The sequence below is a fragment of the Cyanobium sp. Copco_Reservoir_LC18 genome, from assembly GCF_009834675.1.
Lineage (GTDB): Bacteria > Cyanobacteriota > Cyanobacteriia > PCC-6307 > Cyanobiaceae > Cyanobium > Cyanobium minutissimum.
Genome location: NZ_ASAC01000003.1, coordinates 103,210 through 127,177 on the forward strand (window position 1 = coordinate 103,210; position 23,968 = coordinate 127,177).

The following is a 23,968-nucleotide window of genomic DNA, read 5'->3' on the forward strand; positions in this document are numbered from 1 at the left end:
CCTCAGGTGAGCACCGGCAGGGAGCCCTGGCCGGCCGGCCGGGAGACCAGGATCTTGCGCAGGGCCAGGCGGGCGGTCGCGTCGGGGAGCTCGAGCTGGCCGCCGCTTTCGCTTTCGCCGCCGCTGTCGCTGTCAGGGGCCGCGCCGTTTCCGGTGGCGTCGGGCTCCGCCGTGGCCTGGGGTTCCTCCTGGGGGTCGAGCAGGTCGATCACGGCCTGGCGCACCTCCGCGAGGCGCCGCTCCAGCCTGAGGCGCGCCCGCCGTTCCTGCTCCAGGTCCTGCAGGAGGGTCCGGCGCTCGCGCTCCGCGGCCTCTTGTTGCTCGGCTTCCCTGGCTGCCGCGGCCTCGACGGCCTCCTGGAGGCGAAGCTGCCAGGCCTGCTCGCGCTGCCGGTCCCGCTCCCGCTCGGCCTCCTCCAGGGCCGCCTGCTCCTGTTCGGAGATGGCCAGCTGCTGGCGGATGGCCTCGTGGAAGCGCTCCACCTCCGCCTCGGCCTGGCGCCGGCCCTGAAGGGCCTCGGCCAGTGCGGCCTCGAGCCGTTCCCGCTCCAGCCGGGCCTCCTCCCGCTCGGCGGCCACCTCGTGGGCCCGGGTGGCGGCGGCGGCCTCCAGGTGGCGCCGGAAGCGGCGCTCCTGTTCCAGTTCCCCACGCAGGGCGTCGACTTCGCTGGTGGTGGCGGCGATCAGGCTCTGGGCCTGGGCGGTGAGGGCCTCGACCGCCTGGGTGAAGGAGCTGGACATGGGGAGGCTCGGGGGACGGATGCTGGCTTTGCTCTAAGTCTGCAGAGGGAAGCCTGTCGGTAGCGAAGCGCTCCTCCACCGATGGGCGGCCGCGCGCCTCAGCCGGCGTCGAGGCGCGAACGGCGCAGCAGCTGTGAGGGGGTGAGGCCGTAGCTCTCCCGAAACCGGGCGGCGAACGATGACATCTGCACGAAGCCATGCCGGCGGGCGATGGCGCCCACGGTCTCGCCGGGCTGGGCCCGCAGCAGATCGGCATGGACCGCACTCAGCCGCTGACGCTTCACCCACTGCATGGGGCTACAGCCGAACCGCCGCTGGAAGAGGTACTGCAGGTTGCGCTGCGAGTAGGCGCTGCGCCGGCTGAGTTCCGTGGCGGTGATCGGGGCGTGCAGGTTGGCCTGGATCCACTCCAGCAGGTCCTCGAAGGGGCGGTCCCGGCGCTGATCGGCGATCGCGTGATCGATCCCGTTCACCACCTCAGGGCAGACGATGGCCGCCACCAGCCGGAACAGCAGATCTTCGAGCTGACAGGCCCGCAGCCCCCCCACCGAGCGCAGCAGGGGAGCCTCCAGCATCCGCAACGCCAGGTGGAGATGGTGGAGCAGATCGGCCTGCTGCGGTGAGGCGCTGCCATCCACCCGCAGGGTGCGCTCGAAGGCCGGCCCACAGTCACCGACGCTGGCGCCGAACCCGCCCATGGCGGCGGCCGTCTCGGCCAGCCGCCGACGGTCAAGGCAGATCATCACCTCCTCGAAGGTGCCGGTGCTGGCGGTGAAGGCGGCGCCGGGCAGGTAGGCCGCCATCGGGCCGGCCTCGAGCTTCAGCCGCTGGCCGTCCGTGGCCACCTCGCCAACGCCGGTCAGCGGCAGGGTGAGGGTGGCGGTCGGCGAGTCGTCGAAGCCGATCTCCAGCGGGGAGTGGCGGCTGCAGGACACCGCTACATCGCCGACGTGGATCACGCCGCTGCGATGGAAGAAGGCCCCGCCCAGAGGACTCTCCAGGAAGGCGTTGAGGGGGAAGTTCTGGGACACCCGCGCCAGCAGGGCGTCGGAATCGGTCACCTCCACCGCCCGGGACTCCAGCAGCGTCAGGGGCACCATGCCGGTGGGTTCAGCGGGCGGCATCAGGGCTGCGCGGGGGCCAGCCCTCTGACGCTACCGCCGGCCTTCATTCGTGGACGACCGACGCCGTGACCTCGACCGAGGTATCGCCGCACTGCACGATCCGGCCGGTGGGGTTGGCCGCCAAGGTGCCGAGCACAGGCTGGGGACCCACCGGGCGGATCGGGCCTGTCTGGTTATCCAACCAGCTGATCCTGGGATTCTGGGTGGGGGTGGGGAGGCCGCCTCCACAGAGGCGTCGAGCTGCACCACCCGGGTCCCGCCCACCGGTGCCTGAGCCACGATCGGCTCAAGTGCGAGGACGGGGACCTGCGCCGCCGCCGCGCCCGCTTGCGGAGCACCGCGCCCAGCTGAACGTGCTGGTGGAAACCATGGGCCGCGGACGCCGGGAGCATGGTGTCGATGCAGCTTGGGGACAACTTGCTCTGGTTCTCCTTCACGCATGCTTTGCGAACGACGGCCCTGCCCACATCGGTAAGCCGGAAAGCAGTCAGCAGAAACATCTCTGGTTCTACGTCGTTCGCGATTCGTTGTTCCAGGAATCGTTCTACTTGCCACGAGGCGGGCGGCTACCAGCAGGCCACTACTTGGCGCCGGCGTTGTACTGGTAGTTGCCCTCAAGCTGGTCGAGCACGACGGTGTTGGGCGGGTTGGAGTCGGCGGCGGCCGTCAGAACCATCTCCTTGTCCAGTTTGCGTGACCTGAACGTCCAGCCCGTCGGCAAGGTCAGGCGCTTGCCCAGTGTGGGCAGGTTCTCGATGGTGTTGTTGGGGTCGGCTTTCAGGGATAGGCTGAACATGGTATAGACAGCGCCCTCGGGAGTGATCAGCTCATACACTGTTTCGCCCGCATTGAAGACCATGCGACTGTCACGTTTGGAGACCAACGGCTTGTAGGCCACCGGCGGTCCGGAAACGAACGCCTTGAAACTCGGGACTTCGAAGGTGCCGTCCAGGTTCAAGGGGATCGTGCCGATCACTCGCTGCTTGCAGCCGTCCCAGGACGAGGCGGTTACGGTGTTTGCCACCAGGCGCCGCGGGCCATTGAAGAAGATCCCATCGCCCCCGAACTCCTTCCTCAAGGTATCCGCCTTCAGGGCGCGGAAGCGCGCGTCCATCACGTCGTCGGGCGCTGGAAGGGCGTTGCTGAGAGAGTTGAAGTAGTTGCCGATCCCGCCGCCGTTGGGCTGGCGGAACATGAACAGAATCTCGTAGAAGGCCTTGCCGCGCCAGTTCTCAGCTTTGATCGGGCAAGGATCCGTCAGGTTGACGATCGGTCCGGGTGCCGGTTGTGCTTGCGCTTCCGCGGCGGTGTGCCAACCGACGGAAGCAACCAGTGCGGTAGCCGTGAAGAAGATAGGCAAGAGCTTTGGTCTGAACATCATGATCGGAACTTTCGATGGGTTGGTTGAGGGTGAATCGAGAGAGCGAATGGCAATGAGCGCTGATCAGAGACTGAGATTGTCGAATCCGATCATTGTGCCCGGATTACGGCCGGCGGCTTCCAGCTGCCCTCACCGGGCGGCAGGATCGAAGGCGGCGTGTCCTTCGGCCAGTACAGGCGCATCACCATGTAGATCGGGCCATCCGGCGCGGGCAACCAGTTGGCTTCCTTGTCCTTGCCGGGCGAATCCCTCTGGATGAGCAGCGTGAGCGAGCCGTCCGCGTTCTTCTTCATGGCGGGCAGCATCGGTGAATTGATCAAATAGCGGTTGATCGGGTTGTCGATCAGCAACTGCGTCTTGCCGTCGTACATCGTCACCGACCAGAACGAGTTCACTGGCGGCAACTCGTCCTTGCCGAAGGTCAGAGTGTAGCGGTGCTTGCTGCCGTCCAGCGCAGCGCCGGTGGCGTCGGTCTTGGCCAACGGGTACATGGCCTCGGCGGCGTCGTTGCCGTAAATGCCGGCCATGGCAGCGGCGGCACGCAGCTCATAGTCGCCCTTGAAGAAGGCGCGGTCGCCGAAGGCGGCACCGACGAGCCAGCCATTGATGTCTTTGCCGATCTTGTCGCGGCGCTTGGCGATCGCCGCGTACCCCTGCTTCACGGCCAGGCCCACCGCCGCCTTGTGTTCGGGCGTGAGGTCATGGAAGTTGAAGGTTTTGCCCGGGCCGATGCCGATGCTGGCGAACTTGGCCCGCAGTTTCTTTTCTTCCGGCACCACGGGCGCGAACTGCAGCAGGAAGTCGAGGGTGGCCGCGAAGTCGGTCTTGAATGGGTCCTGGCCAACGAAAGGAGGGAACGCAATGGCCGGTGCGGCGGGCGGGGCGGGCTGCTTCAGGAAGGCCGAGAGCGGCTGGGTGCGGATGCCGGCCTGCACCTTCTTCACGTTGTCAATGTCGGCGGCGTTGAAGAGCTGGGTGCGGAAGATGATCAGGCTGAACTGTGTTTCCGAACGGAACACCTGGGCGATGCCTTGGGGCTTGTCACCGTTCCAGTTGGGGCCGGCGACCAGATAGCAGCCCGCTCCGTTGCCGGTGGTGCGGCTGCCGACGTAGCCGTAGTTGAACGAATACAGGTCGGCCAGTTGCCCCGAGAAGTAGCGGCCCTTCTCAACCTCGGGCACGCAGAACACCAGCGGCTCGGCGCGCAGGTCGGCCTGGATCATCGAATAGGGCGTGTCGGCATTCGGCGTCGGGATAGCCGTGTCTTTGGGGGTGAAGGTCTTGTTGTCGTTCCAGACCTGGTTGAATCCGCTCTTGAACTGCGGCGACGACTTGTCGACGTTGAACGCATACATCGCCTTGTAGGCGGCGATCATCGGGAAGCCATAGATGTAGGCCTGCTCGGCAATACGCTTCGTCTCCTCGATGCCGTGCGCAGGGACAAGGGCCTTGACGACCGACTGACCCGCCCGACTTGAGGCGTCCTTGCGCTTCCCGTTGGCGGCGAGTGCCGGCACCGACACGAGCAGTAAGCCCATCAGACCAATTCGGAACGCGACGTTTGCCGAGCGCATGTTCGCGTGTCTCATCGCCACTGGCCCCATGGAAGATGCAAAACGGCTACGCACTTACCGGCTGCGGGCTGAGATCAGGTCTCATTCGTTGACGATCGAGGCGGTGACCTCGACCGAGGCATCGCCGCACTGCACGATCCGGCCGGTGGGATTGGCCACCAGGCTGCCGAGGACGAGCTGGGGGTCCGCTGGGCGGATCTGGCCCGGCTGGATGTTCATGCAGATGATCGTGGTGATCCTGGGATTCTGGGTGGGCGTGAGGAAGGCCGCTCCCACATAGGCATTGAGCTGGCCCGCCTGGGGTGACTGGGCCGGAATCACATAGCTGTAGGCCGCTTCGGTGGTGGTGCGCACGGCGTAGTTGAAGGAGTCCGGCAGGGTGATGCCGAAATCCTGCTGGATGTTCGATACCGTGGCCCGGAAGGCGCCGTTCTTCTGGTAGTAGGTGCGCTGCGCCTCCATCATCCGGGCCACGGCGTTGAGCGCTGCCGTCTGATCAGGGCTCGCCTGCGGCTGCGCCCGGGCTCCGGGGCAGGCCGCCGCGATGACGAGGACGAAGCAGGCGAGCAGCGTCGGGCGGGAGTTGCGGACAGGGCGGAAAATCATGGGTGGGGGAGAGCAAATCCTGGAGGCGGGATCGGGAGGTGGAACGGGACGGTGCATGGCCTCAGCCCGGTTGCGCCGACAACGGGCGTCCCGAGGTGTCTCTTTTTCTCGTCCCGCGCTGGAGGCCTTGAGCAGAACGGCGCGACATGCCTGCCTGCCAAGCATCTCGTGGACATGAAACAGCCCGTTGTCTTTCCTGACAAGTCCTGGGCAGAACGTCTGCGCCCCTGCGACAGGCTTGCCGTCCTGCGTTCAACGGCGCCCACAGGGCCGACGCCGGCGTCGATGCGTTCGGCCAATCCGTTGTGCCAAGGAGCGTGTCGAAGGTGATCGATGGGACCCTGAACCGCTCTTTCACACCCTCACAATGCGGGCCGTGAGCCATCCGCAGGGCCCCGCGAATCCTCGGTTGTTCGAATCCCTGTTCATGCATCGTCCTGAGGTCTGGGGCTTTCCGCTGCTGGCCGCCCTGCCGATCCTGGCTGTGGGGCTGGCCATGGTGCTGCTGGGTGCCGTTCCCGCCCCGGCTCGGTGGTGTTCCGGCCGCCCTCTGCCGGCGAGGCCCAGTGGGAGTTCGCCGCCCAGGGCGGATTGCGGGATCGGGCCTTCAGCTGGGGCAACACCTGGCGGCCCTGCCTGGCCACCACCTGGCAGGGGGAGTTCCCCGTCCACAACAGGGCCGAGGATGGCTTCAGCGGCACCGCGCCGGTGGGCCTTTTCCACCCAACGGCTCCGGGCACCAGGACATGGGCGGCCATGTCTGGGAGTGGACAGAGGACGGGTACCGGCCCGGCCATGACCGCCTCGCCGGCCAGGACGACCCGCTGCTGGCCGACTCCGCCGCCAGCAGCGATCCGCGGGAGCCCGGGGTGGCCAAGCACGCCATCTGATTTCGTCTGCGACGGCAAGGGGGCGGGCACCCTGGCCTTCAACGACTTCAGCGGCGTCGGCCGCCCCGGCACCGGCACCCACAAGGTGGACGGCAGGGGCCACCAGAACCATGCCCAGGACGCTGCCGATGATCCTGCGGTGGGACGAGAGCTTCGACATCGGCTCCGACACCCTCACCGCGTCAACGACGCCGACTACCAGCCGCCCTTCCGCTTCACCGGCAGGCTCATCAGGCTCACCCCCAAGCTGGATCGGCCCAAGCTGTCGCCGGAGGAGATCCGGAGCCTGGTGGCGGCCATGCGCATCAAGGCGGCGAGTGAGTGACCCAGCCGCCCCGGCTCCCGTGGTGCCTCAGGGCCTGGTGGGGCAGAGCCGCCGCCATTCCCCCAGGGCCTCTCCGGCGGCGTAGTACTTCCGCAGGCTGAGGGCGGCGTCGTAGCGCTGCTTCTGGGGCGAGCCGGCCCAGGTGGCGGCAGGGCAGGCCTGGGGGGCGTTTCCTGCGCCGGGCTTGGCTGGCTGTTCGGCCGCCTCCAGCCCCAGCCGCAGCCGGAACAGGCCTTCCTGGCCGTACTGCTGCCGGAAGGCCTCCCGATCGATCGGCGCCAGGGAGCCGTTGTCAGGCTCGACGATCCCCTGAGCCCTGCCGATGGGGACGACAGACGGGAAGAGGAGGAGGGCCAATCCTGCCGCGAGGGCGGCGGACCGTCGTTGCCGCCAGAGGGCCCGGGGGGATCGGTTGGGCAAGGGGCCAGGGGCAGGGGATCCAACCATCCTGATGGTCGGATCGGCGCCGGCCATTGCCGGCTCAGCCAGCTTGCCCACAACATGGTGGGGGCACCCTGAGCCGGAACAAAAGGACCCCAGGGGGGCATTGAACCAATGAAATGGAGCCAAGCGGACTCGAACCGCTGACCCCCTGCATGCCATGCAGGGCGATCTCGCTTATGAACCATTGCTATAACTGCATTTCCGGAATACCTGTCGAGGTCTGTTTGCAAAAACGTTTGCAAAGGTGGTCCTCCAGTCCGTGGCCCAGCTGCAAGGCGCTGGTTGGTCTTTCGAGGTCATAGGCGTCCTGCGCCAATGCGGCCCTGGAAGGCCCTCTGCGGGGCGGGGAATGGCGAAGCGTGTCTAGCGACTTGTTGGGTTTCCAGCCGCCTTCCTGGGCCGTGTAGGGGCTGCTGAGGAGCGCTGGGCCCGTCCTCCTTGGCTCGTCAATGTCTGTCGAAGAGGAGCCAGCTCAGGCGAGCAGCGCCCATATGCCACTGGTTGGGATCGGCTTGCATGGATCGAGTCCCGAAGCGAGTGAGTGGACTGCGGTGATCCACGTGATCACAGGCACGGGTTGGGAAATGAGGTGCATATATAGATCGCGCCCGCGCATCCGGGTGCGACGCGCATCCGGGCGTCATGAGGCCTCCCAAACGGTGGCACGATGGCATGAACTCTCAGATCCATTGGTATGACTGGAGAAGTTCATGCCAAAAGTTCATGCCACTCGGATTTGGCATGAATCGGCGGTCGCCGCCATTGATGGGCCTGTTGCAGTGTGATGTAAAGTCCGGAAGGGAAGGCCTAGCGTCGAATGGCCGCCCGTCGCAAGACGGGGATGACGAGGGCGAAATTGTGCTTACAGGTTGTAAGCCAAAGGGCCACAAGGCCAGGTAGCAGGGTGGAGATCTGGGTGGTCAGGTCTGCTTGCCGTGGGTCAGGCGTGAGGGTTGGTCGAACTTGCAGTTGACGGCCGTGATGGTCGGGTTTTTGAAAGATCTCCTCACATCGAGATGAGTATCTATTGTTTCCTGTAATCCCTCTCTGTCGAATGAGAGATGTGTCTTGCTGAATTCCTAGAATTGAGAAATGGCCCCCGGAAAGTCGAGGGCCAGTTGTCAGAATGTGATGCCGGAGTTGGGGAGCTTAATTCCGACTTGGGTGATGAGACTGTGGCTTGGACAGTAATCCTGCCCCCAAGGGGTGAGATCTCCTCCTTGGCTGATCCGATTTATTCATGATTCATCTCCGTACAAGGATGGGGCTAGGCTTTGGCGCCTTTTCGGCTGCGGTCTTGATGACGCTTGACGCGATCAGATCCGCTGCTTTGTTGGCATCGCTGAGGAGTCTGAACAGAATTCGTGGGCTTTCCTGGAGAATCTGAATCCAGTGATGTAAGTAGGCTGCATGGTTTTCACTGTTGCTGCCAATACCCAGTCGCTGGGTCAGGAGGAAGGCTCCGAGTTCCGCGATCAGTTCCTCCTTAGCGTAGGCCTCGCTTCCAAAGCTATGCCTCCTGGTGACGCCATCGCGGTTCAGACGCTTGGCAGCTCCGGTGGAATGAATCGCTTCATGGGCATAGGTGGCCAGGAATGCTTCGCGGCTATGGAAGCTGCCTGCAGTTGGGAGCTGAATCCGATCCAATGCCGGAATGTAGCAGGCGCAGTCGGCGCCGTAGATCACGGGCACCGGCCAGGCTTGTAGTACCGCCCGGGCCTCTGCAAGTCGCTGCGCTTCAGGGATGGGCTTGACATCTCCGAGAGCCATGGTGATGGCTTTCTCAATACCGTCGCCGTGGAGGTCGGCGGCATTGAAGACAGCAGCTGCCTTGTAGCTCACCCACGAGGTGATCACGGTTTCTCCATTGATGTCTCGCAGGGGATTGCCATCGGCATCGAGTGCTTCGTAGTGGTTGAATTGGGGTCGGATAATGACGCAGGCCTTGCTGCCTTTATGGGGGCTCCACCCCTGTTCCTTGGCCTGGTTGTACCCAAGCCACAGGGGCAGCTCGGATCCTCTTGCGGCCATCTGCATTTCCAGCAGGACTGGATTGCCGCCGGTGTAATGATGGCCGGTCACTAAATTGCGATGGGAGCCACCACGGTTGGGGCTCCATGGTTTGCGCCAGGGATTGACCCCATTGGCCATCAGTTCAATGAGGGAGTGGGTCAGCCGCTCTTCATGTCCAGTGCCTGGGGCACTCGACTGATCAATGGCCTGGCGGTCTTTTGGGGATGATGTGGAAGTCATGGCAAGTGTTCGAAGGAAATGCTCCGCCTTGGCGGAACACCGACGAACAGCCCCCGGGGAGGGGCCTACCCTTCATCCAGAGGTATGCGGCTCTGATGGTTCAGCGAAAGGCGGCAGGTGAGTCGTTTCAGCAGAGACTGATGGAGCTCGTGCTGCAGAATCCCCTGGTTCGCAGCTGGAATGACGCTCTCACGGATGCAGCAATCCGCCCGATCGAGCGACTGGTGGGTGGCAATGCCGTGGTCTCGGACGACACCCAGGTGCGGCTGGCTCGAATGGTTGTGGAGGATTTGGAGGGAAATGGCGGCATGCTCACCCCTCGATCGGCAGCGATTCTTGGGGAGCATGTGGATCCAGCTTTCGATCTGGGCCGGTTGAATCAAGCCATTTCACGCATGAATGGGGCGGGCCTCGGCTTTGAGGATCGGGTGATGCAGATCACCACCCTGCTCGGCCAGGGCCCTTACCGGCCTGGGCTCAGTGAAAGGGGTGATGTGGATCTGGAGCGCACCCTTTCTTTGAGGCGTGCGGTATTGGCAGGAGGCCGTTCTCATGCCTACACCAACGCTGGTGAGCTCATGCGTCAGTACGGCCTCGGTTCTCCACTCACTGCTTATGCCGCCAGTGGAGTTGCTTTGGCGGCAGCAATCCAGGCAGCAGGGGAGCTGCTGGGGAAAGAAAGAAATGCCCCCGCGGAAGGGGGCATAGGTGCTGAGCTGGAGACTCAGGGGGTGAGTCTGATCAGATGATCAGTTTCACGTACCGCTTGGCGATGTGATCGCTGCGGATGAAGAAGCCGATCCCCGATCGTTGCTGCTCCTGGCCTTCCCCGGATTGGAAGCCAATCTCCAGGGAGAAATCGCCAACCATCCCGATGCCAGTGTAGACAGGACCAAGGGAGTGGTATTGACCAGCTTGCTCTGCTGCCGCTATGGCGGCTGGGCCGAGCATGGGTTGTTTCAGGGGTTGGGGAGCTGGGGATGGCTTGGTTGGAAGTGCCTCTGTAGAAGAGTTGTTCTTCGTGGCGATCGAGTTGTTTGTTGGAGCTGATGCGGATGAGGCCATGAGTTGGCTGCTGTGCAGTGGTGTGGCCACTGCGTCCACCTCTTTGCAGTCCCCGAGGATAGAAGGATCTTAATGAAGGGATTGAAGCCCTATGGTTGATGGAGAGGGTGGCACGTCCCCTCGTCCAGGTAGATGAAGGCAGACGACGCCTGTTCACCAAGTCATTGAGACTGCGTTATGGATGGATTGCCACTTGGAGCGCAGTCTGTTTGGAAACGTGCCAGACCATGGAGAGTCCTTGCTCCAGCAGGTGTCTGGCCCTTGCGGATATCCGCCAGCCTGTTCAGTCGGGGCGGCAAGGAAGGTAGTGCAGCCTGAGCACGGGACCGATTCACACGAGCGCGCTATTGAGAATGAGAGTCAACAAGGCCTTATTGACAAGCGTGCCTGGTCAGGCCCCCCCCAGGGTTTTTTGGGTGGGGGGGATTTCAGTAAGCCGGGTAGGAAGGGCCTCCCGGATTTCTGGGGCATTTTTACGCGCGCACGAAGGGCTTCCGATTCCCTCAGCTCTAAGCGGTGGTGGCTCAGAGCATCACAAAGAACCCTTCTGCCACCATCTGCTGCAGGTGATCGCTCACCTGGTTGGCGCGCCAGGGTTCCCGTGCCAGCCAACCAGCTTCGAAGTTGTGTCGCTGAGCGGTTTCACTGAAGTTGGCGCTGGTCACCAAGGCGCGCGCGAGATCGGTGCCTGCATCGGCGACAACGACCTTGGCGTGCTGGTGGCAACGCTCGCTGGTACCGGCCAGCAGACGGCGATCGATGTAGGCCAGGGGTTTGGCGGGCCAGGGCCACACCTCCGTGTGGAACCAGCGGCGGATCTGTCCTACAGGATCGGACTCCAGCCTTCCCTCGATCTGCACTGGATGGAAGAACAGCTGCACCCGTTGTAGCCGTCCATCTGCGAGACGCTCCGCAATCGATTCCAGCAACTCCCTAAAGCCTGCGGAGAGGCCGATGTTGTAGGTGGCGATGATCAGGCTGGATCGTGCCTCCCGGATCAGCTGATCCACTGTCGCGAAGGTGTCGGCCGTTCTTGCATGGAGGGGCTCTGGCCCCGACCAGACGAAGCTCCAGGCATCTCTTTCGCGTTGGCGTTCCTGCTGAGCATCCGCCAACCGCTCCAGGACCAGGGCCAGCAGTCTGGGGTGAGCTCCCTCGCGCACCATGTCCACAAGCAAGGGCTCCAGCTGCTCGCGGATCTGCTGGCTCTGCCCCCCCAGCAGGGCCTGCCAGCTGGTGGGCACATAGCTGAGCTGCCGGAGGGAGGCGGCCACACTGCGCAGGGTCTGGGCCGGCAGAGAGAGGCTCATCCGGAGGACCCGGAGTTGATGAAACTCCAGAAGCTGGGGTCGTCGTTGTCGTCGTGGACCGACACGGTGCGACTCACCAGGGCCCGATCGAGGAACTCATTGCGTTGCTCGCAGGAGGTCTCGGCGATCAGCTCGCACCCATGGCAGGCGGCGCCATGGGGGGGGCGGGTGTCGAAGGGGGGGTTGGGGTCGTGCTCGGAGCAGAAGGGGTCGTTGCTGCAGAGCTGGCCTCTCTCGAAGGCCCGCTCCAGGTAGGGCACGATCCGCTTGCCGGCATCCACCAGACCACCCAGGGAGCCCTCAGAGCCTGAGGTGCTGGTGAGTAGCAGGATGCCGTAGCCGATGTCGGAGTTCGCATAGATCCGCTCGCGGATCGAGCTGACGCCATAGCCGCACTCCAGCGCCATCTCGGTGATCAACAGATGGCTGAAGCTGTGCAAGAGGATGTAGGGCGCACCCGGGAAGGGGAATTGCTCGCCGTCGAGTCCCCGTGACTTCAGCCAGTCGTTCTCGAACGCCTTGCTGAACTGGGCGGCGCGGCTGGCCACGGCATCACTGGCGGCCCAGGCCTTGATGGTGGCGGGGTCGAACTCGATGAAGATGCCTTCGCCCTTGTTCTCACAGGCCGGCAGCCAGCGCAGGTCGTTGGCCAGCGGAGCACGCTTGTTCGTCTTGGTGGTGTCGATCGGCAGGCCCCCCAGGCTGCTGGTCCGGGCCGTGAAGCGGGTGAAGCCCACCAAGGCCTGCACCTCCCGCAACCGCCGGATCAGCAGCACTCGGCGGATGGCCTTCCGGAACCAGGCCGGTGCACCTGCCGGTGACCAGACTGAGGCCTCGAACAGGCTGTTTTCGGCGGAGCTGGAGACCCCATCCATCGGGCCGACCAACAGCCGCAATTCCTCATCCTTCGGTTGGGGCACGTCGCCACCACTGCCACCCCGCTGGGCTTCGATGGCCTGCCAGAGGGCGGCTGGCTCCACCCCCGTGAAGGCGCTCTTGAGCCTGGGGTTGAACTTCAGGGCCATGGCGATGTCGGCCTCGGCTTCGATCCCTGCCAGTTCGTCCTTCAGTTCGGTGACCCGCTTGGCCAGGCCACCAGCTTCCTCCGGAAGGGAAATCACCGAGATCGTCTCGCTGAAGTAGGCGTTGGTGGCGGAGCGCACCAGCAGCCGGCTCTGCGTGGGCTCACCATCGGTGAGACAGCGCTCAGGATCCCGGCTGTACCGACCGAGCCAGGGCGTGTGTCCCTGGCAGGTGCCCAGTGCCTTGGTTTCGGGGATCAGAGCATCGGCCAGCTTTCGCGTCACACCGCTCTCCGACTGCACGAAAATCTGGGTGAAGTCGTTGCCGGTCCCTGCCTCCAGCAGGTAGAGGCGTTCATCGTTCTTGCAACCGAACTGGTTGAAGCAGAAGTCACGCCAACGGATGTCGCTTAGGTGGCCGTGAGGACAGGCCATCACGAAACGTACTGGCACCAGCGGATGCTCGCCCTCGTCGTCCTTGAATTTCTTCCAGTCCTTGATGCAACTGTCGTTGTAGTGCACCAGCAAACGGGTGCGGCAGACGATGCCGAAGGCCTTCCGATCGGGGATCTTCTTCTGCACCACCGACCACTCGGGGAAACGCAGAGCCTTGATCGAACCGCTGATGTTCCGGAGTGGATCCACCTCCTTGGGCGGTGTGCGTAGATCCACCCGTGCTGCCCCCGTGGCCTGCCGCGCCAGCCGGAGCAACCGGGGTTCATGGATCGGGTCACAGCCGCGATCGTTCCAGAAGTCGAGGCCGCCGATCAGCACGGCGTAGTCCGGCAGATCCACCATCGCCCCAGGGCCGTAGAGCTGCAGCACCTGGCTCTGGCGGGCTTCCCCGAGGGGTGGCGGTGCGGTCTTGCGGCGCGTGCTGGGTGGCATTGTTCAGGTCAGTCCTCGTCGGCGGTGATCTCCTCTCGGAAGTTCACCAGACGGATCGGTGCCACTGGCTCCACATCCCGCAAGCTCCAGTTGGTGGTGAACTGCTTGTAGCCCTCGCCGTTGTACAGGGCATCGGTATCCAGTGGGGTGTGCAGCAGGCCGGCACCGGAGCCCTTGTCTTCGTAGGTCCAGTACTGCAACTTGGCCTCGGGTTGCTGGGTGAGCTTCCACCAGGCCTCCATCAGATCGATCACCTGGGCACGCACCTCCGTGGGCAGCAGCTGGCTGTGGCCGTCGTCAGCGGAACCGGTGGCGATGCAGCGGCTCTGAAGAGTCTCAGCGATCTGATCCTTGATCCGTTGCAGCGTGTCGGCGGCCATCGCCCCCTTGGGTGGGGCCAGTTGCGGCTCGCTGTGGCGTGCCAAGGCCACCACCACGCCAGGCAGGCCGCGATCGAGGGCTCGGCTGGCAAAGGGCGTGCAGCTGGTGGCCTCCACATGCCGGTAGAAGGTCTGGTGCCAGTAGGGAAACAGCTCGAAGTGCGAGCGATCCCGGGGGCGGTTGGGGTTGAGCAGCACCAGCACCAGGCCTGGCTTGTTCTCGTCGGGGTTTGCGCTCAACTGACGCCCGACCCGGCTGGTGGCCTGGATGTACTCGGCTGCGGTCTTGGGTTGGTTGAGCACCACCATCAGGCCCAGGCGGGCGATGTCAAGACCCACCGAGATCATGTTGGTGGCCAGGGCCACATCGAGCCGCTCCTTGTCGACGTATGGCTTCGACAGCCGATCCTTGGTGGCGCTGATCCGCGCCGTGCTCACCCGTGAGGTCAGCTCCTCCGGCATCTCCGGTCGCTTGCGGCTGGCGAAGGGATTCTCGACTCCCTCCATCGGCAGGGCCCGGTTGATGGCGAAAGCTTCGAGCTGGGCACCGAGTTCATCTTCCAGGATGCTGCGGGTGACACCCAGCTCCTTGAGGTTGGAGAAGTAACCCAGCAGGGTCATGTAGGGGTCGGCCGGGTTTTTGGCGCCCAGGCCCCTGTTGTCGTCCCAGGCCTTCTGGGCTGCGGCCATCAGGCCCAGGTAGCTGCGTAGTAGCACGCCCTTGAGGTTGCGGCCGGGGGCCGACAGACCCACGTAGAGGCGGGCCTGGTTGGAGTCAGGAATCGTGCGGGAGAAGAAGTTGTCCTCCCGCTCCGGCCCAGGTGGTGGAAACACCCGAGCCTGAGCCCGACCGAACAGGGCCTTGATCTGGGCCTCTGCACGGCGGACCGTTGCGGTGGAGGCCACGATCTTGGGGGGCGGCGATTCGGGTGTCGGCCGCATCAGCCGCTCGATCACGGTCTCGTACAGCCCGGCAAGGGTGCCGAGCGGGCCGCTGATCAAATGCAGTTCGTCCTGAATCACCAGCTCGGGCGGCAGCAGGCGGCCGTGGGGGATCGTCAGGCCTGCGGCCTTCTCTGCAGGGCCCCAGAAGCCGGCCAACCCAGTGGCGCTGGGCAACTGGACGTGGCTGACGTTGCCGAACAGGGCCGAGGTTCGGCCCACCCAGGGGAGCGCTGCGAACTTGTCGATCGTGGAGATCAGAAAGCAGGGCAGGCGCCGGTAGATCTGTTCGTCCACGGCCAGCACCGGTAACGGCACCCCCTTCTGGAACGGGCAGGGCCCCATGTGGGTGAATTCCTGGCGGGCCTCCGGCTGCCGAGACTCGCGGCAGTAGATCTCCATCCGCTCCGGCTTCTTCGGCGGCAGCAGAAGGAAGCCGTCGGGCTGTAGCGGCCTGTTGCACCAAGGGCAGGTTTCGATCGGGATAGGCCGGTCGCGCTTGCCTGCCTTCCATTTCGTGAGCAGAGCGTGGGTGGAGTTCTGATCGCTGTCGCCGGGGCCGCCGAGCACGTTGGGAGTGGCGGCCTTGCCGACCCACATGCCTATCTCAAAGGGCCAGTCGCCCAGCAGGTAGCGATGGCCAGCCTTGGCCCGCTCCAGCCGCTCCAGCTCCAGGGCGCAGATCAGGGTGGCGGCGCGGCCCAGCTGATCCAGCGTGAGCAGGCGCAGCGTGTAGCGCATCAGCACCGTGACACCGGCCGCTTCGATGCCGGGGTGGGCCAGACGCCGATGCACCAGGGTGAAGGCGGCCAGGCCCAGGTAGGCCTCGGTCTTGCCGCCGCCGGTGGGAAAGAACAGCAACTCCACCGTCTCGCGATCGACCCGCCCCCGTTCGGACAGTGGCTGCGCCAGGCCGGGCAGGTTCATCAACACGAACGCCAGCTGGAAGAAGCGCCAGCTCGGCGTCCGGGTGCCGCTGGCCTTGCCGATCTGATCGGGGGGCACCTTGGCGCTGAAGGCTGATCGCTGCCGCTGGGCGCGGGCCATCACCACGTTCATGGTGCGGAAGGCCTCGCGCACCAGCGGATCGGCGAGCAGCTGGATGCCGGCCTCGATGCGATCGGCGCAGTCCTGGGCCTGACTGCAGAGGTTCTTGGCCGTTTCGTTGAGGACAGGATCCTCGATGGGATGGCCCGGCTGGCGTGCGATCCAGTGCCGGTAGGCCTTCACCATCGGCTGAAGCCTGCCGATGATCTGCTCGCTCTGGGCCAGGTCGGCCAAGGCCTCCATGTTCATCGGCACATTGGATGCCTCCGCCGGAGGCTCTGGCAGCACCCGCATCACCTCGGCGGTCGGCAGCCAGGTGGTGGTGAGGGTGAGGGCGCGATCGGGCCGCTCGGGCTCGATGCCCGCCGCGATCACGGCCACGTTGTGGCCGCTGGCGAAGCAGAAGTCGCGGCGGTACTGCAGAGCCGCCAGTGCTTCGTCATTGTCCTGATTGGCGGCGTTCTGCAGGGCGTCCCGGCGAGGCGGGAAGCCCCGGGCGCAATGGAGGCGCAGCTCCGCCTGGAAGGCTGTGAGGGGGTCGCGGTAGCGGATCTGGTCGGCCTTGGGTGGCTCTCGTTTGTTGAGCAGGAACAGCGACACCGAGAGCTGATCGCTGGGGTAGCCGAGCTTCCTGGGGGCCGGCCTGGCGATCCAGCGCAGGCACAGGCCCGCAGGGTTGTCTTCCAGCGGGATGTCATCGCTGCTGCCGGGGCCGGTGATCGTGAGGGTCTTCGGCACACGCTGGGGCGTGCGCAGCCAGAGCCGGGCCTCATCCCCATCGGCCGGCGCGCTGTAGTCGCCCCAGCTCACCATGGCCTCCAGCGTGGAGCCGCGCTCCAGGATGAAGCTCATCCCCAGGGAGGAGGGGAACCAGCTGCGGCGCTTGTTCGCCTGATCGAGGGAATCGTTGGCATCCTCGTCGCGCTCCTTCTTCTCCAGCCGGTTGGCGGCGTCGTTGCTGTCGTCTTCCCCGCCCAAATCCGCGAAGCTCAGCTGCTGATCGGGGGTCTGTCGTTCTGCCTCCTGCTGGAACACATGGGGCACCAGGAAGCCCGTCGTGTACCAGACCGAAGGGGGCTGGCTGAGGCGCTCATGGCGCCGGGCCACCTCATCCCAACCCGGGCCGATCAGGTCACTACGCAGGGCAGCGACGAGCTGCTGACGGATCTCGGCGGAGGTGACCATCGCTCGATTCTGGCCAGGTTGGCAGGAAACCACCGCGACTGGCCTGGAGACGGCGCTCCGAGCACAAAGTCAAACCATCTTCTAATTTGAAGCAAGTTTGAAGTTCATCGCACTTGACCACCCGGCTGCCCCGCAAGCCCCCTTCTCTCCAGGAGATGCTGCAGCGCAGTGGGGGCCTGGAGGAGACGCTGCCGATGCTCTCCCGCCTGGCCACCGCGGCGGATGGAGATCACTACCTGCACTGGGATGAGCTGCGCCATCGCCCGCCGCCGGAGGGACTGAGCCATGAACAGTGGTGGCTGGCCGAGAAGCTCTCCCGCCGGCCCACCCCGCTGCCGCTTCTGGCGAGTGACGGACAGGCCTTCTGGTTCTCGCAACCGCCTGTGCTGCTCCAGGGCCTGCATCAGATCGACATGCAGGCTGGTGCCAGCGTGGTGGCCCCCGAAGCCGTCAACACCCGCTCCACCCGGGATCGCTATCTGCTGAGCTCGCTGATGGAGGAGGCGATCACCTCCTCGCAGATGGAAGGCGCCGCCACGACACGGGATGTGGCCAAAGCGATGATCCGCAGCCGCCGGCCGCCCCGCGACCGCTCCGAGCGGATGATCCTCAACAACTTCCTGACGATGCAGCGCATCCAGGAGCTGCGGGACCAGCCACTGACACCGCAGCTGGTGCTGGATCTGCACCGGCTGGTGAGCGAGGACACGCTGGATGACCCTGCCGATGCCGGCCGGCTGCGCCCAGCCGGCAAGGAGGTGGTGGTGGATGACGCCTACGGCACCGTGTTCCATGTGCCGCCACCGGCTGAGGAGCTGCCGCAGCGGCTGGAGGAGCTCTGCCGCTTTGCCAACGGCGAGACCCCGAAGGTGTTCATCCACCCGGTGGTGCGGGCCATCGCCCTGCACTTCTGGCTGGCCTACGACCACCCCTTCTGCGATGGCAACGGCCGAACCGCCCGGGCGCTCTTCTACTGGGCGATGTTGCATCAGGGCTACTGGCTGTTCGAGTTTGTCTCGATCTCCTCGGTGATCAACAAGGCCAGGGGGCAGTACGAGCGCTCGTTTCTTCTCAGCGAGAGCGACGACAACGACCTCACCTATTTCCTGCTGGCCCAGGTGAAGGTGATCCAGCAGGCCATTGCCAATCTGCATGCCTACCTGGAACGCAAGGCCGGTGAGGTGGGGGCCCTGCAGCAGCGGCTCGAGGGAATGGACGGGCTGAACCACCGCCAACTTGCCCTGCTACGCCATGCCCTTCGGCATTCCGGCTTCCGCTACACGGTGCTCTCGCACCAGAACAGCCATGGGGTGAGTCATCAGACCGCCCGCAGTGACCTGCAGAAGCTGGCAGCCCGTGGGTTGCTGCTTCCAGGCAAGGATGGCCGCCGAGAAATCTTCAGGGTGCCCGAGGATCTCTCGGCACGGCTGCCGGGCTGATCAGCCCGGTGCACTACACACCTAGCCGTTCCGTTCGCCGGGGTCCCGCCAGGCGTCATCGATGGCTTCGCTGGAGGTTCCCAGTTGCCGCAGAAGCAGCAGCAGCAAGCGCTCAAGGCGATTGGCATCGCCGGGGTAGGAGGTCGCTGGGCCGGATGGAGCCTGGAGCTGGGGACCCAACCGTTCGCGGAGAAAGGCGATCAGGTCGCTGCGGCGCAACTTCGACCAACCCCGCAGACGGTTCTGTCGGCAGAGATCCTGCAGCTCCCCTGCAGTGAGGCTGTCGAGATCCAGCCCCGCCGGTAGCAGCAACTCAGCGGTTTCGGCCAACAGATTGCCGTGACGCTCCTCGATCCGGCTGGCCTGGCGCTGGAGGTAGTCGTCGAGGCCGCGGGTGTGGTTGGCAAGGATGGTGCCCAGAGTCTGAAGATCGGCGCCGAGGCCGTCGCTGATCGGTGTACCGCGGCGGCGGGACTCAGGCTTTTTCATCATCCGTCACCTCGATCGGGCCGGTCGGTGGGGCTGTCTGCGTCCGCCTCGGCATCCTCGATGGACTCCTCGAAGAACTCAACGGCATCGGCACGCTCAAGCAGCCGTTCCACCGCGAGCTTGAGGTCCTGGATCGACTGACTGGTGGGGCCGCCGTTGGCCCGCTCCTGCTGATCGACGGCCTCCTTGATATCGGCCAGGTTCTCCAGGGCCTGCTCGATCTGTTGAACCTGCAGCAGCCTGTCCTTGAGCCTGGGCAGCACGGCCGAGATCTGGTTGGCCTCCTCTTCCACCCGTTGGCGATAGGACAACAGGTCGTCGCGTTCCTGTTCCAGGCGGGTCATCTCGGCCTGCAGCTGGGCGATCTTGTTCTTCGCCTTGGTGACCAGACCCTGCTGGGCGCCGGCACGGCGGTTGGCGGAGATCAGAGCCTCGCGCATCTCCCGATAGAAGTTGCGCAGATCAGCGAAGTGGATCAGCTGATGCACCAGCGGAAACCGCCGGGCGGTCGTCTTGCCGATATCTGCGGGTGGCTTGCTGCTGGAGCCGGAGGAGGTCGACATGGTGGCGATCAGGCTTCGTGTAGCGCTTGCCTGGAGTCCAAGTTCATAGCGCCAGACCGATCTGCTCGGTCTGCATCGAGCCAGTCTCGCCGCCCCGTGCCGCTTTCGGCGGCCGCCCCCGTCGCTTGCCCCCCGGCGTTGCCGGGCCTTCCGGCTTCTTGGAGCCCTTGCTGTGGAGGCCCTGGGCCACCTCCTCGGAGTAGCGCTCGGCGTTCAGCGCCAGCAGGCGGGCGAGCACGTCGTCGCGGACGGCATCGGGCCAGCGGTAGCGCCAGGGGAGTTTCTTCTTTCCCTGCACGGCGCCGGTGGCGCGCAGCTGAGCCTCGAAGGCGCAGGCTTCATCGGCATTCCAGAAGAACAGCTCGCCGCTGGCGATGCGCTCCTGCAGCTCATCGGGGAGCTGGGCGTCGTCGTCGGTGTCGAGGTAGTCGAGGCCGAAACCGCATGCGGTGAGCACATCGCTCCAGTCGTAGGCAGCCAGCACCGTCTGATCCATCTCGCCGTGGAGCCTGCGCAGCTCCAGGAGGCCGCTGCTGGTTTCGGATGGATCGTGGAAGCGGTTGTAGGTGCTGGTAAGGCCTTCGTTGTTGTTCACCATCAGCTCGGCGCGGAACTGGTGGTAGCGCTCGCCGATGGCTTCGAGGCTCTGGCGGGTGACTTCGTGCGCGGGATCGTTGGCGGTGGAATCGAGGAGTGCAGCGGGGAAGGGGAAGGTATCGAAGCAATCAGAAGGTGTATAGCGAAGGTCGTCCTTCATGGAAGAAGCAAGGAGACGAGACCACAGCTCATGTAGTCGCGATTGCAGCATGGACAGCCACGATGTCTCTTCTCTCGTGAAGACAATTAACATGTCTGAGTAGACCTGACCGGCTTTTGTAAATGCGACCGCTCCCGTTTGGCTAACGCGAGCCATGGCGAGCACTCGATTATTTCCGGCTATTGCTGCATACAAGGTGGGACACACCTCTGCGAAGCGCCACCAATACCGAGCTCGAGCTTCACGATTCTGCTCCAGTCGTCCAGGTTTCACCTTTTTCTCGATGATTGCCATCAGCTCAGGCCACTGCCGCCTGCACTCCTCTTCGCTGCGCTCACCGAAGTTGATCACATAGCGGTGGTGAGATTGAGTGGGGCTGTCGTTCAATTCCTTGCCGCCGATGTATGCATAAATCATCTCGAGATTTTTCGGGTTTTCCGCGATCAACCTCTCCATGGTGGCAATTGGAGATGGGATTCCCGGGGTTTCGTTATCTGGTTGGAGGTTCTCACTTTCTTCTGCGTCGGACTCATTATCCTGTTGAGGCTCTTCTTCATCCAGAGGCGAGTCTGCCTCGGGCAGGCCCGAATCATCAAAAGTGAAGCCCATGCCCAGGACATAGCTTCCCACGAAGCTCTTGCCTGAATTGACTGCCAATTGCCTGGGGTCTTCATGTCCCCCGTGTTGAAGCAGAAAAGCCGTGATCTGCTTGACATCACGGCGATCCAGTAGCTTCTCTCCGGGGTAGATGCCCTTGCACAGGTGTACGACGCTCACTACTACGGAGGCGGCACCTGGCCATTTGAACCTTCTGCGAGCGGAATAGATCGTGCCGCCGTTCAGACAAATCCAGCGCAAGCCGCTGCTGCGGGTATCGCCTTGGGCGATGGTGTTGGTGGCGATCAGTCCCAGAGATCCACCGGGACGCAGCAGATTAAAGCAGCTGCGGAAGAAGTGAGCCACCAGATCGGCATTGCCATGGCTCTCAGGGTGGAGGCACTTAAGCCAATTGAGAATACTTTTGTGACTCCCTTTCTTGATGGTATTCTTGCCGGCAAAGGGTGGGTTGCCGACAAACACGTCGAACCCTGGATCTGAGCGTCCGAAAACGTCCGGGAATGCCAACTGCCAGTGCAGAGGCTGGATGCCTTTGTCGCCCTCGCATAGTCGTTTCAGTGGTTCGGCTAACTCGTCTTCAAGTGTCGCCGCAGTGTGGTGATTCAGCGTGGCTTCCAGATAGATCTTCTTCAGCTCCTCGCGATCCTTTGGCTTCTTGCCGTTGAAGAAGGCCGCCACTAGCAAATTGCCCACCGTGCGCAGGTAGGCCGTGCTCCCATTCAGTGCATCGAGGGCCTGGCGCTTCTGAGCGTCGTCGGCGTCGCTGCGGCTGTCGGCATGAAACAGGGCGAAGCTGCTGGCTTCCTGCTGGCGCACCTGCTCCAGGTAGTCGATCTGAAGTTCGCGCTGCAGGCTGGCACCCTTGAGGGCCTTTTCGATCTCGCTGCGCTCCATTCCCACCAGCGAATCGCCGCACCTGAGGGCGTGATCCACGAAGGTGAACGGCGCATCCTTGCTGAGGCTCACCAGCCAAAGGCTGAGGCGGGCCAGGTTCACCGCAAACGGGTTCTTGTCTACGCCATAAAGGCAGCGCTGGGCGATCAGCCGGCGGGCGTAGAGCAGCGGTTCTTCACCGTGGGCATGGCCGCCAGGCTTGAGGGTCTCCGGCAAGCCTTCACGGGTCCATGCCTGCTCCAGCAGTTCGGCCAGAAATCGGCAGCTCTCCACCAGGAAGGCGCCTGATCCCATGGCTGGATCGCAGATCTTCAGGTCGAGGATCTGGGCCGCCGTGGGGCGGTGGTGGCAATGCTCCAGCCAGGGGCGCAGGGCCTCCTCCACAATCGGCCGGGTGAGCGCGCGGGGGGTGTAGTGGCTGCCGCTGCGGCGCCGCTCCTCGGTGGGCTGGAACACCAGGCTCCCGGCCGCCTGGGGGCCATCGAACAGTTCGCGGTCGATGCGGGGGGCCAGCGCTTCCAGCAGTTCGGCTTCGCTGCTGGTGGCCTTGAGCGCCGTGGCAGCCTTAATGGGCAGTGTGGTGTCAGCCTCTTTCTTTAGCCAAACCTTGCGCTGGCCGCCGGGCAGCGCAAGCAGGGCCTCAAGATCCACCGCCGTGGTGAGCTGCTTCTTGGCGCCCTGGGGCTTGCTCTTCAGACCAATGCAGCGACCGGGGATGCGGCGCACCGCGTAGCCCATGATTCCCTCGTACACCGAGCCGATCTGCTCCACGTCGAGGGCGCGATAGCTGATGCGCTCGCCGTTCACGATCAGCAGGTTGCGCAGCACCGCCAGCACCACGCCATCGCTGATCCAGGGCGTCTCCAGCCAGGGGTATTCCGCGGGATTGAAAAGCTGGCCCTTGCGTGCTGGCAGGTAGTCGGTGGTGGGGCCGCCGCCATCGAACACCAGCCTGCACAAGCTCATCAGACCTGCCCAGGCGCCGTAGCGCTGCTCCATCGTGTCGGGGTATTCGGCTTCGTCGCGCTGCAGCTGCTCGAACAGGCCGCTCACCTTGTAGTTCTGCTCGTACACCGCATCACTGGGCATCAGCGCTTCGTCTTCGGCGTAGAGCAGGAACACCAGCCGCATCAGCACGGTGATCAGGCCGCCGTAGAGCTGCTGCGGATCCCGCTCGGGCAGATCGCCCAGCAGTTCCACGTCTTGCCGTTGGCTCAGCTCATCGGCCTGCTGGAAGCCGCGCAGCAGATCCCACAGCGCCGCCAGCACCTGATCGGCCAAGGCATTGCTCACCACCGCCTGGAAGCTGCGGCTCTTCCTGAGCACATCCGCTAGCCGGTACCCGTCGGGATCCAGGAACACATGGCTCTGCCCCAGCAGCAGGTCGAGGCCTGAGAACATCAGCCGGCCGCTCACCTCGGCGAGATCCTTGAGCGTGAAGGTGAGATGGCCGGAGCTTTCGCCCTTGGGTGCCACCACCAGGCGCAGCTGGCTGCCGTTGAACAGCAGGCCCGCTTCCACGCCTGTTTCGCGCAGCAGCCGCTCGAAGCGCTCCTGAGGGGTGGCCTTCCAGAGATGCTCGCCATCGGTGACCTTCTGATCCAGGGCCGTTCCGGTTGCCAGCTCCAGGAGCAGGAGCTGGGCGCCCTCACCCGAGGCGGCTGGCACCACGGCACTAGGGGCGAGGGACTCGCCGAGTTCAGGCAGCTCCCTTGTGAAGGCCTCGATCTGGCTTGGGTTGCCCTGGATCTGATCGAGGCTCCAGCCCAGGTGCTCCACCAGCAGGGTCTCGATGCGGGAAAAACCCAGCTTTCGGTCGTCTGGATCGGCCTCCTGATCGGAGTCCAGGGCTTCAAGGGCTTCCCGGTAGCGCTCCTGCCGCTCGATCAGTTCCCTGCCGCTGCGGGTCACCACCCAGCCGGCGTCCTGCATCGCCGCCGGGGCCACTACAAGGCCCACGGGCTGGAGGTAACCCAGCCACTCCTGGTGGGCTTTCAGCTCGGGGTCAACGGCGGGGGGGCGGCGGGGCATG

Annotated in this window: 17 protein-coding genes, 1 tRNA gene and 1 pseudogene; 4 read left to right on the forward strand and 15 right to left on the reverse strand. The window is 64.5% G+C overall.

The window, feature by feature from the left end; genetic code table 11:
• Window positions 1–2: 2 nt before the first annotated feature.
• From L107_RS00750 to L107_RS00770, 5 genes are all read right to left on the reverse strand, one after another.
• Window positions 3–740, reverse strand: a complete 738-nt coding sequence (locus L107_RS00750; RefSeq protein ID WP_159815981.1) for a hypothetical protein — start codon at window positions 738–740, stop codon at window positions 3–5.
• A gap of 98 nt (window positions 741–838) precedes the next feature.
• Entirely contained in the window at window positions 839–1,864 is a 1,026-nt protein-coding gene (locus L107_RS00755) for a helix-turn-helix domain-containing protein (protein WP_159815982.1), read from the reverse strand.
• 580 nt (window positions 1,865–2,444) lie between these two features.
• Window positions 2,445–3,242: a hypothetical protein gene (locus L107_RS00760; RefSeq protein ID WP_201295756.1), complete on the reverse strand. Its 798-nt coding sequence runs from the start codon at window positions 3,240–3,242 to the stop codon at window positions 2,445–2,447.
• A 92-nt stretch (window positions 3,243–3,334) separates the two neighbouring features.
• Window positions 3,335–4,783, reverse strand: coding sequence for a DUF1254 domain-containing protein (locus L107_RS00765; protein ID WP_159815984.1), 1,449 nt, complete (start codon window positions 4,781–4,783; stop codon window positions 3,335–3,337).
• Between the two features lie 117 nt (window positions 4,784–4,900).
• Entirely contained in the window at window positions 4,901–5,425 is a 525-nt protein-coding gene (locus L107_RS00770) for a type IV pilin-like G/H family protein (RefSeq protein ID WP_159815985.1), read from the reverse strand.
• Between the two features lie 534 nt (window positions 5,426–5,959).
• Between L107_RS00770 and L107_RS00775 the strand changes: the two are divergent.
• Together L107_RS00775 and L107_RS00780 are read left to right on the forward strand one after the other, a co-directional pair.
• Window positions 5,960–6,315: pseudogene (locus L107_RS00775) on the forward strand (formylglycine-generating enzyme family protein).
• Complete coding sequence (locus tag L107_RS00780) at window positions 6,221–6,640, forward strand: hypothetical protein (protein ID WP_201295758.1); 420 nt, start codon at window positions 6,221–6,223, stop codon at window positions 6,638–6,640. The pseudogene L107_RS00775 and the gene L107_RS00780 overlap by 95 nt, the downstream one beginning before the upstream one ends.
• Before the next feature lie 27 nt (window positions 6,641–6,667).
• Here L107_RS00780 and L107_RS00785 read toward each other — a convergent pair whose 3' ends face one another.
• From L107_RS00785 to L107_RS00795, 3 genes are all read right to left on the reverse strand, one after another.
• Window positions 6,668–7,060: a hypothetical protein gene (locus tag L107_RS00785; RefSeq protein ID WP_159815986.1), complete on the reverse strand. Its 393-nt coding sequence runs from the start codon at window positions 7,058–7,060 to the stop codon at window positions 6,668–6,670.
• A gap of 141 nt (window positions 7,061–7,201) precedes the next feature.
• Window positions 7,202–7,275, reverse strand: a tRNA-Ala gene (locus L107_RS00790).
• Window positions 7,276–8,329: 1,054 nt separating this feature from the next.
• On the reverse strand, window positions 8,330–9,301 hold the full coding sequence (locus L107_RS00795; protein WP_255451592.1) for an ArdC family protein: 972 nt from the start codon (window positions 9,299–9,301) through the stop codon (window positions 8,330–8,332).
• Between the two features lie 176 nt (window positions 9,302–9,477).
• Between L107_RS00795 and L107_RS00800 the strand changes: the two genes are divergently transcribed.
• Entirely contained in the window at window positions 9,478–10,086 is a 609-nt protein-coding gene (locus tag L107_RS00800) for a hypothetical protein (RefSeq protein ID WP_159815988.1), read from the forward strand.
• Here the strand turns inward: L107_RS00800 and L107_RS00805 are convergent.
• From L107_RS00805 to drmA, 4 genes are all read right to left on the reverse strand, one after another.
• Window positions 10,079–10,288 (reverse strand): hypothetical protein, encoded by a 210-nt coding sequence (locus tag L107_RS00805; protein WP_159815989.1) that lies wholly within the window; start codon window positions 10,286–10,288, stop codon window positions 10,079–10,081. The two genes, L107_RS00800 and L107_RS00805, sit on opposite strands and share 8 nt — an antisense overlap.
• Before the next feature lie 638 nt (window positions 10,289–10,926).
• Window positions 10,927–11,712, reverse strand: coding sequence for a DISARM system phospholipase D-like protein DrmC (gene drmC, locus L107_RS00810; protein WP_159815990.1), 786 nt, complete (start codon window positions 11,710–11,712; stop codon window positions 10,927–10,929).
• A complete protein-coding gene (drmB, locus tag L107_RS00815) occupies window positions 11,709–13,622 on the reverse strand; it encodes a DUF1998 domain-containing protein (protein ID WP_159815991.1) in 1,914 nt (637 codons plus the stop codon). The genes drmC and drmB overlap by 4 nt, the downstream gene beginning before the upstream one ends.
• An 8-nt stretch (window positions 13,623–13,630) precedes the next feature.
• Complete coding sequence (drmA, locus tag L107_RS00820) at window positions 13,631–17,176, reverse strand: DISARM system helicase DrmA (protein WP_159815992.1); 3,546 nt, start codon at window positions 17,174–17,176, stop codon at window positions 13,631–13,633.
• A 113-nt stretch (window positions 17,177–17,289) separates the two neighbouring features.
• On the opposite strand from drmA, the gene L107_RS00825 reads away from it, so the two are divergent.
• Window positions 17,290–18,615 carry a Fic family protein gene (locus L107_RS00825; protein ID WP_236550424.1) on the forward strand — a complete coding sequence of 442 codons (1,326 nt, stop codon included), beginning with the start codon at window positions 17,290–17,292 and terminating at the stop codon, window positions 18,613–18,615.
• 21 nt (window positions 18,616–18,636) lie between these two features.
• Here the strand turns inward: L107_RS00825 and L107_RS00830 are convergent, their stop codons facing one another.
• From L107_RS00830 to L107_RS00840, 3 genes are read right to left on the reverse strand one after another with little or no spacing between them, the layout of a single operon-like run.
• Window positions 18,637–19,104: a hypothetical protein gene (locus tag L107_RS00830; RefSeq protein ID WP_159815993.1), complete on the reverse strand. Its 468-nt coding sequence runs from the start codon at window positions 19,102–19,104 to the stop codon at window positions 18,637–18,639.
• Complete coding sequence (locus L107_RS00835; RefSeq protein WP_159815994.1) at window positions 19,104–19,667, reverse strand: hypothetical protein; 564 nt, start codon at window positions 19,665–19,667, stop codon at window positions 19,104–19,106. The genes L107_RS00830 and L107_RS00835 overlap by 1 nt, the downstream gene beginning before the upstream one ends.
• A 43-nt stretch (window positions 19,668–19,710) precedes the next feature.
• Complete coding sequence (locus tag L107_RS00840; RefSeq protein ID WP_159815995.1) at window positions 19,711–23,967, reverse strand: DNA methyltransferase; 4,257 nt, start codon at window positions 23,965–23,967, stop codon at window positions 19,711–19,713.
• Between the last annotated feature and the right edge of the window lies 1 nt (window position 23,968).